Below are 15,600 nucleotides of genomic sequence, written 5' to 3' on the forward strand. Positions count from 1 at the left end.
TGACCTGTGGCTGAGCCATTTTATGCAGAGATCCGTTCCGTGACCGTTAAACGCCCCGTTTCCGGAAGCCTTGCCTGGGCTTTCTTTTCGATCATTGCCCTGTCCGTGCTGACCAGCACCGTCGCGCTGCTGACGCTTGCCAGCAGCCAGCGTGACGCCGAAGCTATCAACATTGCGGGCTCGCTGCGCATGCAGAGCTACCGCCTCGGCTACGAGATGCAGCGCAACAGCCCGTCCCTTATGGCGCATCGTGAGAACTGGCAGCGAACGTTAAGCGCGCCTTCCCTGGAGAAGCTGAACCGCTGGTACGTCCCGGACAACGTCAAGGCGCGCTATCAGCAGCTGCATGTGGCCTGGCTGGACATGGACAAGCACATCGCCCGCGGCGACAGCGCATGGTATGACGCTCACATTGAGGATTTTGTCGGCCGCATTGATGCCTTTGTGCTCGCCCTCCAGCACTACACCGAAAATAAAATCCAGACGGTGACGCTCCTCTCTCTGGCTGGCGCGCTCGGGATCCTGCTGCTGACGCTGTTTACCCTGCGGCGCATCCGTCGCCAGGTGGTGTTGCCGCTGAACAACCTGGTGGCCGCCAGCGAACGCATTGAGCGAGGGGAATTTACCACCCCGGCGCCGGACAACGCGCTCCCCAACGAGCTGGGCCAACTCTCCCGCGCGTTCAACCATATGTCGGGCGAGCTACATACTCTCTATCGGTCGCTCGAAGCCTCCGTCGCGGAAAAGACGCGGCATTTGCATGAAGCCCACCAGCAGCTCGACATGCTGTTCAAATGCTCCCAGGCGCTGAATACCGGGCAGATAGACAGCCTGTGCTTCCGACATATTTTGCAGATTGTGCATGAATACACGCAGATGAATTACCTGGAGCTACGCACCAGCGACGACTGGCGGCTGTGTGAAGGAACAGAGGCGAGCGGCATTTCTCTGCAAACCCTGCCGGTGCTGATGCAGGATACCCTCTACGGCGAGCTGCGCTGGCAAAGCGAGACGGGCAGCGTTCCTCTTCCGCTGATGAGAAGCGTGGCGACCATGCTCGGACGTGGGCTGTACTTTAACCAGGCGCAGAAGCATTACCAGCAGCTGCTGCTGATGGAGGAGCGCGCCACCATCGCCCGCGAGCTGCATGATTCGCTGGCGCAGGTACTCTCCTATCTGCGGATCCAGCTCACGCTGCTTAAACATGCCGTGCCGGCAGAAAATGCCACCGCGCAGACGATCATCACCGACTTCTCCCGCGAGCTGAACAACGCCTGGCAGCAACTGCGCGAGCTGCTGACCACCTTCCGCCTGACGCTAAACCATGCGAATTTACCCGCGGCGCTGCAGGAGTCTCTCGATGCCCTGCAGAGCCAGACGCAGGCGAAGCTGCACCTCGACTGCCGCCTCTCCACCCTGGCGCTTGACGCGCAGAAGCAGGTGCATTTGCTGCAGATCGTGCGGGAGGCCGTCCTGAATGCGATTAAGCACGCGCAGGCCAGCGAGATCACCGTCAGCTGCGTGACCGCCGTGGACGGCACGCACAGCGTCAGCATTCGCGACAACGGCATCGGGATTGGCGAGGCCAGCGAGCCGCCGGGACACTACGGGCTGAACATTATGCGAGAACGCGCGCAACGGCTCGGCGGAATGCTGCACTTCTCGCAGCCGCAAAACGGCGGCACGCAGGTCAGCGTGACGTTCCCCGCACCCGCGCCGTTAACAGGTAAATAACGGTAAAGGGGGAAGCGCCGGGAAAAGCGCATGATAATTTACATTATCTCCTTTATTTCTCCACGTTTGGCCTGGGCCTTACCGCTAAAGTGATGCGGGCAATAAACAATAATGACGTGCAGCAAAACGAGGTCACACTTTCATGGCGAATTTTTTCATCGATCGCCCCATTTTTGCCTGGGTGCTTGCCATCCTGTTGTGTCTGACAGGTGTCCTGGCGATTACTTCTCTTCCCGTTGAGCAATATCCCGATTTGGCACCGCCTAACGTGCGTGTCACAGCAAACTACCCCGGCGCGTCCGCACAAACGCTGGAAAATACCGTGACGCAGGTTATCGAGCAAAACATGACGGGTCTGGATAATCTGATGTACATGTCTTCCCAAAGCAGCGCCACGGGACAGGCCACGGTTACCCTGAGCTTTGAGGCGGGCACCGACCCGGACGAAGCGGTGCAGCAGGTACAAAACCAGCTGCAGTCGGCCATGCGTAAATTGCCCCAGGCCGTGCAGAACCAGGGCGTCACCGTGCGTAAAACCGGTGATACCAACATTCTGACCATCGCGTTTGTCTCCACCGATGGCTCAATGGATAAACAGGACATTGCGGACTACGTCGCCAGTAATATTCAGGACCCGCTCAGCCGTATTAACGGCGTGGGGGATATCGACGCCTATGGCTCACAGTACTCGATGCGTATCTGGCTGGATCCCAACAAGCTGAACAGCTATCAGATGACGGCGACCGACGTGACGGACGCCATCAAAGCACAGAACGCCCAAATTGCCGTGGGGCAACTGGGAGGCACGCCTTCCGTCGATAAACAGGCCCTGAACGCCACCATTAATTCGCAATCTCTGCTTCAGACCCCGGACCAGTTCCGCAACATCACCCTGCGCGTGAACCAGGATGGCTCAGAAGTGCGTCTGGGCGACGTTGCTAAGGTGGAAATGGGTGCGGAGAAATACGATTACCTGAGCCGCTTTAACGGCAACCCGGCCTCTGGACTGGGAATTAAGCTGGCCTCCGGCGCAAACGAAATGGCGACGGCGAAGCTGGTATTGGACCGTCTGGACGAACTGTCGCAGTATTTCCCGCACGGGCTGGAGTACAAAGTCGCCTATGAAACCACCTCCTTCGTTAAAGCCTCGATTGAGGACGTAGTCAAAACCCTGCTGGAAGCGATCGCCCTGGTGTTCCTGGTCATGTACCTGTTCCTGCAAAACTTCCGCGCCACGCTGATCCCCACCATTGCCGTCCCGGTGGTGCTGCTGGGCACCTTTGCGGTGCTTTACGCGTTCGGCTACAGCATCAACACCCTGACGATGTTTGCCATGGTGCTGGCGATTGGCCTGCTGGTGGACGATGCCATTGTGGTGGTCGAAAACGTCGAGCGCATCATGAGCGAAGAGGGGCTATCCCCGCGTCAGGCGACGCGTAAATCGATGGGACAAATTCAGGGGGCGTTGGTCGGTATCGCGATGGTGCTGTCGGCGGTCTTTATCCCGATGGCCTTCTTTGGCGGTACAACCGGGGCGATTTACCGTCAGTTCTCAATCACCATCGTCTCGGCGATGGTGCTCTCCGTGCTGGTGGCGCTGATCCTCACCCCCGCGCTCTGCGCCACCCTCCTTAAGCCGCTGCACAAAGGGGAACATCACGGCCAGAAAGGATTCTTCGGCTGGTTTAACCGCATGTTCAACCGCAACGCCGAGCGGTATGAATCTGCCGTCGGCAAAGTGCTACACCGCAGCCTGCGCTGGATGATGATTTACGTTGTGCTGCTGGGCGGCATGGTGTGGCTGTTCCTGCATCTTCCCACCTCGTTCCTGCCGCAGGAAGACCGGGGGATGTTCATCACCTCGGTGCAGCTCCCGAGCGGATCCACCCAGCAGCAGACGCTAAAGGTGGTTCAGAACGTTGAGCAGTACTTCTTCACCAAAGAGAAAAATAACGTTGTTTCGGTCTTCTCTACCGTCGGCTCCGGCCCGGGCGGGAACGGGCAGAACGTCGCCCGCATGTTTGTCCGCCTGAAAGACTGGGACGAACGCGACGCCAGAACGGGAACCTCGTTCGCCATCATTGAACGCGCAACCAAAGCGTTTGCCCGCATTAAAGAGGCGCGCGTCTTTGCCAGCAGCCCGCCCGCGATCAGCGGCCTGGGCAGTTCCGCCGGGTTTGATATGGAGCTGCAGGATCACGCCGGCGCGGGCCACTCGGCCCTGATGGCCGCGCGCGATAAGCTGCTAGAACTAGCAGGGAAAGATCCCGGCCTGACCCGCGTTCGTCACAACGGTCTTGACGACAGCCCGCAGCTTCAGGTGGATATCGACCAGCGTAAAGCTCAGGCGCTGGGCGTGTCGATCGACGATATCAACGACACCCTGCAAACCGCATGGGGCTCAAGCTACGTAAATGACTTTATGGATCGCGGCCGCGTGAAAAAAGTGTATGTCCAGGCAGCCGCGCCGTTCCGCATGTTGCCGGATGATATTAACCGCTGGTTTGTACGCAATAATTCTGGCGGGATGGTCCCCTTCTCCGCCTTTGCCACCTCGCGCTGGGAGAGCGGTTCGCCGCGCCTGGAGCGCTATAACGGCTATTCGGCAGTTGAAATCGTCGGGGAAGCCGCGCCGGGCGTCAGCACCGGTACCGCCATGGACACCATGGAAAAACTGGTGCAGCAGTTGCCAGCCGGTTTTGGTCTGGAATGGACGGCCATGTCTTACCAGGAGCGTCTCTCCGGGGCGCAGGCCCCTGCCCTCTATGCGCTTTCTTTGCTGGTGGTCTTCCTCTGCCTTGCCGCGCTGTATGAGAGCTGGTCGGTTCCGTTCTCGGTCATGCTGGTGGTGCCGCTTGGGGTTATCGGTGCGCTGCTGGCGACCTGGATGCGCGGCCTGGAGAACGACGTTTACTTCCAGGTGGGGCTACTTACGGTGATCGGCTTGTCGGCGAAAAACGCCATTCTGATCGTTGAGTTTGCCAACGAGATGAATGCCAAAGGCCACGAGCTGATGGCCGCCACGCTGCACGCCTGCCGCCAGCGCCTACGTCCGATCCTGATGACCTCACTGGCGTTTATTTTTGGCGTACTGCCGATGGCAACCAGCACGGGTGCAGGCTCAAGCAGCCAGCATGCGGTGGGTACCGGCGTCATGGGGGGGATGATTTCGGCCACCATCCTGGCGATTTATTTTGTGCCGCTGTTCTTTGTGCTGGTGCGTCGTCGCTTCCCGCTCCGGGAGCGACAGGAATAACCCGCAGTCATAAAAAAGGCGGCTTAATCGGCCGCCTTTTTATTGTGTGATTAATTCACACTATGGTTATTTTACTTATTTTAGTGCTCTTGCAATTCTTACTGAATGTCATTTACGAAGCATGCCTTCGATAAAATCTTTCCAGTTCCCCAGTTCACGTTCAATCATAACAACCTCTCTTATTATTATGCGCATTCTACGAAAACGTATCATCATTGTGAAGACTGTTTAACCAATCGCTGTGATTGTACCCCGCCACCGTTGGGGATTTATGATAAATATGAACGGAGGAGTTTAAATTTTGTGTGACGGCCAGCAATATTTTGAAATAACCCTACGAACGGGTGAGTTTTATTTTACGCGCTGAGTTTATTCAGAATTTAAACACGGTGGACATCTATGCTTAAATGGTGAAACTATATTCAGCGTACAAGTGTGAGTTGAATTAAGAAGAAGTGTAAATCCAGAGCATTCCTGAGTGTGTTATATTCCACCTAAAGATATATCTTCGAATTTACTGAACGTTTAATCGCCATAAGAGCAAAAGGATTCAACATGGTTGTGATGTACGGCATTAAAAATTGCGACACCATCAAAAAAGCACGCCGCTGGCTGGAAACTAATAACGTCGAGTACCGCTTCCACGATTATCGTGCCGACGGGCTTGATGCAGAATTTCTGCATACCGCCATTAACGAACTGGGATGGGAAGCGCTGCTGAACACCCGCGGCACCACCTGGCGTAAGCTGGACGAATCCGTGCGCGCCAGCATCAAAGACGCCGACAGCGCGGCAAAGTTAATGCTCGACATGCCGGCAATTATCAAACGCCCATTGCTCTGCAAGCCAGGTCAGCCTATGCTGCTGGGTTTCAGTGAAACCCTTTATTCTGACTTTTTCGTAGAGGTGTAGTGTATGTCATGCCCGGTCATTGAGCTGACTCAACAGCTTATTCGCCGTCCCTCCCTTAGCCCGGACGACGCAGGTTGTCAGGCATTAATGATTGAGCGCCTTCGCGCCATCGGTTTTACCGTTGAGCGCATGGATTTTGGCGACACCCAGAACTTCTGGGCGTGGCGCGGCCAGGGCGAAACGCTGGCCTTTGCCGGGCACACTGACGTCGTTCCCGCGGGTGACGCTGATCGCTGGATTAATCCGCCGTTTGAGCCGACCATCCGCGATGGCATGCTCTTCGGCCGCGGCGCGGCAGACATGAAAGGTTCGCTGGCGGCAATGGTTGTGGCGGCAGAGCGCTTTGTGGCTCAGCATCCGAACCACAAAAACCGTCTCGCGTTCTTGATCACCTCCGATGAAGAAGCCAGCGCCCATAACGGTACCGTGAAGGTCGTTGAGGCGCTGATGGCGCGCAATGAACGTCTTGACTACTGTCTGGTCGGCGAGCCGTCCAGTACCGAAGTGGTGGGTGATGTCGTCAAAAATGGTCGCCGCGGCTCGCTGACCTGTAACCTGACCATACATGGGGTTCAGGGGCATGTGGCCTACCCGCATCTGGCCGATAACCCGGTCCACCGCGCCGCGCCAATGCTGAACGAACTGGTAGGCATCGAGTGGGATAAAGGCAACGAGTTCTTCCCGCCGACCAGCATGCAGATCGCCAACGTCAAGGCCGGAACCGGCAGCAACAACGTCATCCCGGGAGATTTCTTCGTCCAGTTCAACTTCCGCTTCAGTACCGAACTGACCGACGAGACGATCAAAGCGCGCGTTGTCGCTCTGCTGGAAAAATACAACCTGCGCTACACCGTTGACTGGTGGCTTTCAGGCCAGCCGTTCCTGACGCAGCGCGGCAAGCTGGTGGATGCGGTGGTGAACGCCATTGAGCACTATAATGAAATTAAGCCGCAGCTGCTGACGACGGGCGGCACCTCAGACGGACGCTTTATCGCCCGCATGGGTGCACAGGTTGTCGAACTGGGTCCGGTTAACGCGACGATTCACAAAATCAACGAGTGTGTGAACGCAGCCGATTTACAACTGCTGGCCCGCATGTATCAACGTATTATGGAGCAACTCGTCGCCTGACGAGCGCTCAGAGAGGAATAGCGAATGGATTGGCTTGCAAAGTACTGGTGGATTCTGGTGCTGGTGTTTCTGGTGGGTGTATTGCTTAACGTGATCAAAGACCTTAAGCGCGTTGACCACAAAAAGTTTCTCGCGAATAAGCCGGATCTCCCGCCGCACCGTGATTTTAACGACAAGTGGGACGATGACGACGACTGGCCGAAGAAAGACCAGAAGAAGTAATCGGTCTGTATCCCCTCTCCTGTGGAGAGGGGATAACCTCACATAAACTCAACAATATCATCATCATTCGGCTTACCGCCGCTGAGCGCTTCATCAAAGTAGTGCTTCGGCACGGTATAGCGCAGATGGTCGAGCGCAAACTGCATGCTGCGGTCGTCGATCGCGTGGCCCAGATCGTCAACAATATCCAGCGTCACATCCCCACCCTCACGCACCAGCGCTTCCTGGGCAGCTACCGCATGCGAAAGCTCAATCACCCGATCTTCACCACCGTGAATGAGATGGATGGTGGTCTGCGTGGTCGCGCTTGTCGGTAGCGTTGCATAACGCCCGTTAAAGGCGATGACGCGTGAAGCCAGACCGGGCTGCGCTTTTACGCTTTCCAGCGACATGATTGACCCCTGCGAGAAGCCAATCAGCGCCGTTGCGTCAGCGCCTACGCCGCTCTGCTGCTGCCAGTAGCGCACGATGTCGATAAACGTGGGCATGATCGCATCAATGCGCGCCTGACGGTTCTCCTCCGTCACGCCCTGAACCGGGAACCACTGCCGTCCGTCTGGACCGCACGGCTCCACGCCGCCGATGCTGACGATCAATGCTTCCGGAAAAACGGGCGCAAACCAGCGGCCAATCTGTCCCATATTGACGGCATTATCGCCCACGCCATGAAACAGGAGCAGTAACTGTTTAGCCGGTTTGTCAGGGCTTTGAACAACAAAATGGTCGTGTTTCATGGCGGTCTCCTTAATTGATGAGCAGGATTTTACGCCTCTGCGGGGTAATGACCATGCCACTTTACTGAAGAAGTCATTGAAAAAATTGCCATTGCAAAATGTCGGCTTTCAGCTGCTGGCAGCTGGAATAATCAAGGCTCTCAAGCGCTTGCGCGGTTTCACTCCGCAGTTTAGCCAGCAGCGCTTTTCGCCCCATCTCCTCCGTCTTACCCTCTATTTTCCCGCGCAGCGCCGGAAGCGGCATGTCTGTAGCTAACACCAGCCGCGTCAGGGCAGCAACCGAGGTTGAAAATGCCCGGTGCGCAAAGGCAAATCCCGCCAACTCCAGCCAGTCGTCACTATTAAGGGTAGCTTCCCAGGCATCGGTCACCGGGATCTTTTCGCCGTTCCAGGCTGAAAGAACGCGCTTATCACGACACAGGCGCTGGTGCTCCTGCGCGCACAGGCGGTGCCCGGCCTCGCTATGCGGCAATAAGGCCATCGCCGTGTAGCACCCGCTGCTGGCTTCCCGATGGCTGCCCATTCGCACCAGCACAAAGCCGCACTGCCGCCAGAAACGCCACAGCTCGTCGGTATAGCCAAAGCTTACCGAGAGATAATCTTCACCGCTGACGCTGCGAATAAGCCGCTGGCCGATGCCTTCCCGTTGACGGTGGGGATGCACCGCAATACGGCTAATCCGCCGCCCCTTCAGCGTCGCCGCAAGAGGCGACCCGCCGTGCGCCGCCAGTGACTGCGCCACAAGGTTCCCGCGAGGACGACGAAAGCCCGCCCACACCGCGCGGCTCAGATCGGGGGGCAATCCCCCCTCTTCCACCAGCCAGAGCGCGCCCGCCATATCCGCCCCCGCGTGTGCAACCCCAAAGTGCTGGCCGGGGGCGTCCATCATCCGGCGTAAATCGAGCGGGGACGTCCGGTAGTGCGCGGCACACAGCAGTTCATACACGCTTGCCACGCGCGCCGGGTCGCTCTCCCACATCCGCGGCTCCAGCAACCTTATACGCACGTCACCTTCCGGTTTGCGGTCAATAAGCGCGTCGTCAAACAGCAGCGTATTCGCCACTATCCGCTCAAGCGGACACCCGGCCGCCCAGCGAATGGGGGTGGATAAGGTATAGCGCCGCAGCCCGCTGAACCGGGCGCAGAACTTGAGCAGAAAGCCCCTGCCCGTGCCTTCATAACCCTGGACCGTGGTGGTCAGCAACACGCGGGGAAAGCGCGACACCAGCTTGTCCAGCAGCGGGCCGGGGATGGCTGCGGCTTCATCAACAATCAGCCAGTCGGCTTCTGTCGTGGAGGCCAGCAGCGCATCCGGGGCCATAAAGTGAAAACGCTCGCCAGCGAAGCGCGCAATGACATCCGTTGCCCCTTTGGCCGGTGCAGTGACCACCGCACTCCCCTGAATGCTGTTGAGCAGCATCCCCGCCAGGGCTGACTTTCCGCGCCCCCGCGGTGCCGTCACGGCAGCGACGCCCGCAGGCATGGTCAGAAGCGCGTCGAGGATCTCCGCCTGCTCGCGCTGCGGCTCGCCGCTGGCTGGCTGCCAGGCGGGCGAATCCGGCGCAGCGGGAAGAGAGAGAGGACGATGCTGTTGCCAGACGATCGCATCCGCATCGGCGGCAAGCGTCCGGCAAAAATGGTGAACGAAGCGCGGGGTGGCGATCGGTTCCGCGCTGTCGCTCCAGCGCACGGAATCGCCGTCGGGCCTGTCGGCCCAGTCAGCGAGAGGCGGCACAAGCAGCACCAGCAGGCTTCCGGCGCGCAGCGTCCCGCTGAGTGCGGCAAAGGCTGAGACATCAAACCCGGCACGCGCGTCAAAAACGGCGTGCAGGTATTCGCGCCCCAGCATCCCGCTAACGGCTTTTGAGGGATTCTCCTCCAGCCACAGCCAGTCTCCCGGCAAGGCATCACGCAGGCCAGCCGCCTGGCTCAACGTCCATTGTTCATCGCCAGTGAGCACCACCAGACGGCGGTGCCCGGTACGCTCAAGCTCGCGCGTCAGATGTTCAAACGACACCATCACATGGCTTTGCCGAAGGTATTACACTGGGCCGGATCGCCACTGTCAAAGCCGCGCTTGAACCAGCTGTAGCGCTGCTGTGACGTACCGTGAGTGAAACTGTCCGGCACGACATGACCCTGGCTCTGCTGCTGCAAACGGTCGTCGCCGATGGCCTCAGCCGCGTTTAATGCCTCTTCAAGATCCCCGGATTCCAGCACGCCCTGCTGCTGCATGCTGTGGCCCCAGACGCCCGCGAAGCAGTCCGCCTGCAGTTCCATTTTGACGGAAAGGCGGTTCACTTCGGCCTGAGACGCGTTCTGCTGAAGCTGGCGCACTTTGGGCTCAATCCCCAGCAGCTTTTGCACGTGATGGCCGACTTCATGCGCGATAACGTAGCCCTGAGCAAAATCACCGTCAGCGCCAAGCTTGCGTTTCATGTCATCGTAAAAAGAGAGATCGATATAGACGGTGCCGTCTGCCGGGCAATAGAATGGCCCCATAACAGATTGCCCGGTACCGCATCCGGTGCGGGTTGCGCCCCGGTACATCACCAGCTTAGGCTGCTGGTAGGTGCGCCCCATCTTCTCGAACTGCTGACTCCAGGTGTCTTCAGTTGTGGCGAGAATAACGGAGGTAAATTTGGCCGCTTCATCTTCATTCGGGCTGATGGAGCGCTGAGAATGCTGTTGCTGCTGCAGCGGTTGACCGGTCATCAGACCGGTGAGGTCGACCCCGTAGTAACCTGCGACCAGCACCACAATCAGCAGGATGATACCGCCCTTGCCGCTGGGTAAGCGGAAGCCGGGCCCGCCCATTGAAGGACCGCCGCCACCATCACTGCGTCTGTCTTCTACATTGTCACTTTCACGACGCCCTTGCCAGCGCATAACCACCTCGAACTATTCCATTAATAATAGCTATGATCGTAGGCGGTTAACGGCAAGATTACCATAGGAAACAAAGGTAAGACGCCAAAGGATGCGAACATCCTTTGGCAACTGAGGAACTTAGTCGAGCTTAACGCCTAAACGGTGAGCTACCGCCTCGTACGCTTCAATCAGGCCACCCAGGCTCTGACGGAAACGGTCTTTATCCATTTTATCCAGGGTTTCTTTATCCCACAGGCGGCTGCCGTCTGGGGAGAACTCGTCGCCCAGCACCACTTCACCTTTGAACAGACCAAACTCCAGCTTGAAGTCGACGAGGATCAGGCCCGCGTCATCAAACAGCTTTTTCAGCACGTCGTTGGCTTTGTAGGTCAGTTCCTGCATGCGCGCCAGGTTCTCTTTGCTCACCCAGCCGAAGGTTTCGCAGTAGGATTCGTTGACCATTGGGTCGTGCATAGCATCGTTTTTCAGGAACAGGTCGAACAGCGGTGGATTCAGCTCGATACCTTCTTCAATGCCCAGACGCTTCACCAGGGAGCCTGCCGCACGGTTACGAATCACGCATTCAACCGGAACCATATCCAGTTTTTTCACCAGACATTCCGTATCGGACAGCAACGCTTCCATCTGGGTCGGGATACCCGCTTCGGCCAGTTTGGTCATGATGAAGTGGTTGAACTTGTTGTTCACCATGCCTTTACGATCGAACTGCTCAATGCGGGCGCCATCCCCTGCTGACGTATCATTGCGGAACTCGAGCACCAACAGATCCGGGTTCTCCGTGCTGTATACGGTCTTCGCTTTGCCACGATACAACTCAGCTTGCTTCTGCATCTTCATTACTCCTGGTGTGATAATTTGCGTTCAAAACGGGGTATATTATGCCACGCACACGTTTGCGTAGCACGAAAATAAAAAGGGCGGGATTAACCCGCCCTCGTATTTATTTGCTGAATGCTGCCTGGAAGACAGCGACCAGCGCATCGTTCTGCGCCTGGGTCAGCGTGTGACCTTTTGGATCGATAAACTGCAGGCTGCTGCGGTTATCGAGGTCACCTACCTGAATCTTGTAATCACCGGAGGCAAGCTGAGGATCTTTGGCGCCCAGCTCCTGCCACGCGCTGTCGGACAGCGGCTTATAGGTCGCCGTCATGCTGCCGGTTGAACGGGTGCTGTCGGTCACTTTCATGCCCACTTTTTCCAGCGTCGCTGGCAGGCGCTGCCAGGTCTGGTTAAACGGTGCACGCACCACCAGCATTGGCAGGCCGGTGTCATCCGCGCCGCTCTGAACGTCGTAAGTGACGCCGTTACGGTTCTGCGCGGCGTTGGCGGCATCGGTAGCGGTCTTATCCAGACCTGCGGCGATCACGTTCAGCATTTCAGTGCTGTAACGCTGCATAGAGGCGGCATCCGCAACCGGTTTACCCGCCTGCTCCAGGTTCAACAGCTTAACGTTAACTGCCTGCTGGTAACCCTGTGGTTTCACGGAGACCTGATAGCGTCCACGGTACTGCTGATCTTCATCAAGACGGTTCCACTCGATCCAGTCGGTGGTTAACGTCTGGCTGGCGTCATCGCGCTTATCAATGGTGTAATTCTTCGCCTGAATAACGCTGACGACCTGTGGCCACAGATTGCTTCCTCGCGCGCTTTCAACCAGCAAAGACGCCGTATCACCGGTGAACTGGGTACGCGCCCCGCTTACCAGCGCCAGAGGCTGTGCTGGCGGACGAATATCAAGCGCTTTACCAACCAGGCCGCTGCCGTTGGTCACGGGAATATTATAATCGCCGTTTTGAATCGGCAGGATCATACCAGCCGGTGCATGAAGTTCAGCAAGCGGGGTCGCATCCAGATAGGATTCATCACCGCTCACCTGGCGCTTGTAGCGCGAGTCTGAACTACAGGCAGCGAGCAGCATAACAAGCGAAACACTCGCAACCTTCGCCAGGCGCGACTTCTGTACTGAATAAGCCATCAAATCTCCCTAAACTTTACAGCAAACCGGCATGCTTCAGCGCTGCCCTGACGATGTCGCGACCGTGGTCGGTAATCGGTGTCATTGGCAAACGCAGCGTATCGGATGCTACAAGCCCCAACTCCTTACACGCCCATTTCACTGGGATCGGATTGGGTTCGACAAATAATTTATTGTGCAACGGCATCAGACGCTGATTAATGACACGCGCTTCATTATAGTGACCGGCTGCGGCCAGTTTGCACATTTCAGCCATATCGCGCGCCGCAACGTTCGCCGTTACGGAGATCACGCCATGACCACCAAGCTGCATAAAGTCCAGCGAGGTCGCATCATCACCACTCAACAGGATAAAGTCGTCTGAAACCAGCTCTTTGATCTGATGAACGCGGCTTAAGTTCCCTGTCGCCTCTTTAATACCGATAATATTTTTTACTTCCGAGAGACGACCTACGGTTTCCGGCAGCATATCGCAGCCGGTACGGGACGGCACATTATACAGAATTTGTGGCAAGTCAGTATGTTCAGCGATGGCTTTGAAATGCTGGAACAAACCTTCCTGAGTAGGACGGTTGTAGTAAGGGGTGACCGTCAGACAGCCCACGATGCCGCTGTCGTTAAAACGTTTGGTCAGGCTGATCGCTTCTGCGGTCGCATTAGCACCTGTCCCCGCAATGACCGGAATACGTCCGTCAGCCAGTTCCAGGGTCAGCATAACCACATCGCCGTGCTCTTCATGGCTCAGCGTTGCAGATTCACCGGTAGTCCCTACCGAAACGATCGCCGAGGTTCCATTGGCGACATGGTAATCAATCAGCTTTTTCATGCTGGACCGGCAGACATTACCTTTTTCATCCATCGGTGTAACAAGCGCGACAATACTTCCCGTGAACATGAGCCATCCTCTGTGCGAACAAGAGCCTCAATGGTACGTTTGGAACTGTAATAAAAGCAAGCGACCTGAGGCCCTCTGGCGGTTGTATGCACGTTTTTTTTATGCTTTCCTTAGGAAGACTTAACCATGCAAAGGAAGAACAGGTTTGACAACCTCATCACAACATTACCTGGTTATCACCGCGCTGGGTGCCGACAGGCCGGGTATCGTGAACACCATCACCCGTCACGTGAGCAGCTGCGGCTGTAACATCGAAGACAGCCGCCTGGCGATGCTCGGCGAAGAGTTCACGTTTATCATGCTGCTGTCCGGAACATGGAATGCCATTACCCTTATTGAATCCACCCTGCCGCTGAAGGGCGCGGAGCTGGATTTGCTGATCGTCATGAAGCGCACCACCGCGCGCCCGCGTCCGGCCATGCCCGCGACCGTCTGGGTGCAGGTGGAAGTCCCTGATTCTCCGCATCTGATTGAGCGCTTTACCGCGCTGTTCGACAGCCATCAGATGAACATTGCCGAACTCGTCTCCCGCACGCAGCCGGGCGACAAAAGCACGGTTCCCACGCTCTTTATTCAAATTACCGCACACAGCCCTGCCTCGCAGGATGCGTCAAATATCGAGCAAGCGTTCAAAGCCCTCTGTACAGAATTAAACGCGCAGGGCAGTATAAGCGTCGTCAATTATTCGCAGCACGAACAGGATGGAGTTGAGTAATGAATCCACTGAAAGCCGGTGACATCGCACCGAAATTTAGCTTACCGGATCAAGACGGTGAGCAAGTAAATTTGACCGACTTCCAGGGACAGCGTGTTCTGGTCTATTTCTACCCGAAAGCCATGACCCCCGGCTGCACCGTACAGGCCTGCGGCTTACGCGACAACATGGACGAGTTGAAGAAAGTCGGCGTGGAAGTGCTGGGAATCAGCACGGATAAACCAGAAAAGCTGTCACGATTTGCGGAAAAAGAGCTGCTGAACTTCACGCTGCTATCCGACGAAGATCACCAGGTCTGCGAGCAGTTCGGCGTCTGGGGTGAAAAGACCTTTATGGGTAAAACCTACGACGGCATTCACCGCATCAGCTTTCTGATTGACGCTGACGGTAAAGTTGAACATGTGTTTGACGACTTCAAAACCAGCAACCACCACGACGTGGTGTTGAACTGGCTGAAAGCAAGCGCCTGAAGTGAGTGTCGGGTGGCGGCTTCGCCTTACCCGACCTACAAGGTAAATGCAAAGCGGTAGCGCATGCTACCGTTTTTAGTATTTGCCCCCTCTCCCCGTGGGCTGAGGGATCCCCAGTAATTTTTTCCTGAAGCGATGAACATTGCTTCAGAGAAATGAATCACTTACAGCGATGTCCTGGTCCGGCTGTAAATCGCTGAGGCGTTTGCCTTCCGGCCGGGGCGAGGCGCATGGATGCGCCGAGAGGGCGGGCTTTACAGGGACGTTACCTCCGCCCGTCCCCGACAAGCCGGAAGGAATAAGCCGAAGGCACCGCGAAGCGGCGATTTACCGCCGGGAGCCCGGGTCGCCAGGGCGGCGGCGATTGAGCCGCCCTGGCACGTTCGCAGGTCATGTCCTTACAGAGTAGCAAGGAACATAAAGTGAACGGAATGTCCACCAGAGCCGTATGTTCCCCCTCACCCCAGCCCTCTCCCTCTGTACAGTCCGGGGACATAGTGAACACTTGTTCGGGGACATGGTAGACACTTACAACTAAGGCATAAGAACCCGTCTATGGAGTCGCTTATGCCCTGGGATGCGAGAGATACCATGTCATTACGTACCGAGTTTGTTTTGTTCGCCTCGCAGGACGGGGCGAACATCCGTTCCCTCTGCCGGCATT

Annotated in this window: 14 protein-coding genes; 7 read left to right on the forward strand and 7 right to left on the reverse strand. The window is 56.9% G+C overall.

From position 1 onward, the window contains the following. Positions 1-39 precede the first annotated feature (39 nt). Both narQ and acrD read left to right on the forward strand, forming a co-directional pair. Positions 40-1,734: a nitrate/nitrite two-component system sensor histidine kinase NarQ gene (gene narQ / locus APT89_RS20960; RefSeq protein WP_060573483.1), complete on the forward strand. Its 1,695-nt coding sequence runs from the start codon at positions 40-42 to the stop codon at positions 1,732-1,734. 142 nt (positions 1,735-1,876) lie between these two features. Further along, positions 1,877-4,990: a multidrug efflux RND transporter permease AcrD gene (acrD, locus tag APT89_RS20965; RefSeq protein ID WP_028014014.1), complete on the forward strand. Its 3,114-nt coding sequence runs from the start codon at positions 1,877-1,879 to the stop codon at positions 4,988-4,990. Between the two features lie 108 nt (positions 4,991-5,098). Here the strand turns inward: acrD and ypfM are convergent, their stop codons facing one another. Continuing rightward, positions 5,099-5,158 carry a protein YpfM gene (gene ypfM / locus APT89_RS24265; protein ID WP_015572204.1) on the reverse strand — a complete coding sequence of 20 codons (60 nt, stop codon included), beginning with the start codon at positions 5,156-5,158 and terminating at the stop codon, positions 5,099-5,101. Between the two features lie 387 nt (positions 5,159-5,545). Between ypfM and APT89_RS20970 the strand changes: the two genes are divergently transcribed. The 3 genes from APT89_RS20970 to APT89_RS20980 are packed head-to-tail and all read left to right on the forward strand — an operon-like array spanning position 5,546 to position 7,255. Then, positions 5,546-5,902: an ArsC family reductase gene (locus APT89_RS20970; protein ID WP_028014015.1), complete on the forward strand. Its 357-nt coding sequence runs from the start codon at positions 5,546-5,548 to the stop codon at positions 5,900-5,902. Between the two features lie 3 nt (positions 5,903-5,905). Beyond that, entirely contained in the window at positions 5,906-7,033 is a 1,128-nt protein-coding gene (gene dapE / locus APT89_RS20975) for a succinyl-diaminopimelate desuccinylase (protein ID WP_028014016.1), read from the forward strand. A gap of 24 nt (positions 7,034-7,057) precedes the next feature. Continuing rightward, positions 7,058-7,255, forward strand: a complete 198-nt coding sequence (locus tag APT89_RS20980; RefSeq protein ID WP_013098222.1) for a YpfN family protein — start codon at positions 7,058-7,060, stop codon at positions 7,253-7,255. Between the two features lie 38 nt (positions 7,256-7,293). Here APT89_RS20980 and ypfH read toward each other — a convergent pair whose 3' ends face one another. The 6 genes from ypfH to dapA form a co-directional block, all read right to left on the reverse strand. Beyond that, the gene (ypfH, locus tag APT89_RS20985; protein ID WP_028014017.1) at positions 7,294-7,989 is read right to left on the reverse strand and encodes an esterase; all 696 of its coding nucleotides are present in this window, start codon (positions 7,987-7,989) and stop codon (positions 7,294-7,296) included. A gap of 73 nt (positions 7,990-8,062) precedes the next feature. Then, positions 8,063-10,009: a tRNA(Met) cytidine acetyltransferase TmcA gene (locus APT89_RS20990; RefSeq protein WP_060573479.1), complete on the reverse strand. Its 1,947-nt coding sequence runs from the start codon at positions 10,007-10,009 to the stop codon at positions 8,063-8,065. Further along, positions 10,009-10,878 (reverse strand): KPN_02809 family neutral zinc metallopeptidase, encoded by an 870-nt coding sequence (gene ypfJ / locus APT89_RS20995; protein WP_041908778.1) that lies wholly within the window; start codon positions 10,876-10,878, stop codon positions 10,009-10,011. The genes APT89_RS20990 and ypfJ overlap by 1 nt, the downstream gene beginning before the upstream one ends. 120 nt (positions 10,879-10,998) lie before the next feature. Then, a complete protein-coding gene (gene purC, locus APT89_RS21000) occupies positions 10,999-11,712 on the reverse strand; it encodes a phosphoribosylaminoimidazolesuccinocarboxamide synthase (protein WP_023332985.1) in 714 nt (237 codons plus the stop codon). 109 nt (positions 11,713-11,821) lie between these two features. Further along, the gene (gene bamC / locus APT89_RS21005) at positions 11,822-12,856 is read right to left on the reverse strand and encodes an outer membrane protein assembly factor BamC (RefSeq protein WP_028014020.1); all 1,035 of its coding nucleotides are present in this window, start codon (positions 12,854-12,856) and stop codon (positions 11,822-11,824) included. Between the two features lie 16 nt (positions 12,857-12,872). After that, on the reverse strand, positions 12,873-13,751 hold the full coding sequence (gene dapA / locus APT89_RS21010) for a 4-hydroxy-tetrahydrodipicolinate synthase (protein ID WP_028014021.1): 879 nt from the start codon (positions 13,749-13,751) through the stop codon (positions 12,873-12,875). Positions 13,752-13,896: 145 nt separating this feature from the next. Between dapA and APT89_RS21015 the strand changes: the two genes are divergently transcribed. Then, positions 13,897-14,466: a glycine cleavage system transcriptional repressor gene (locus APT89_RS21015; RefSeq protein WP_060573481.1), complete on the forward strand. Its 570-nt coding sequence runs from the start codon at positions 13,897-13,899 to the stop codon at positions 14,464-14,466. Continuing rightward, entirely contained in the window at positions 14,466-14,936 is a 471-nt protein-coding gene (gene bcp, locus APT89_RS21020; protein WP_032659360.1) for a thioredoxin-dependent thiol peroxidase, read from the forward strand. Before APT89_RS21015 ends, bcp begins: the two co-directional genes overlap by 1 nt. Positions 14,937-15,600: the final 664 nt, after the last annotated feature.

Source organism: Enterobacter sp. 50588862 (assembly GCF_001462935.1).
Taxonomy (GTDB): domain Bacteria; phylum Pseudomonadota; class Gammaproteobacteria; order Enterobacterales; family Enterobacteriaceae; genus Enterobacter; species Enterobacter bugandensis.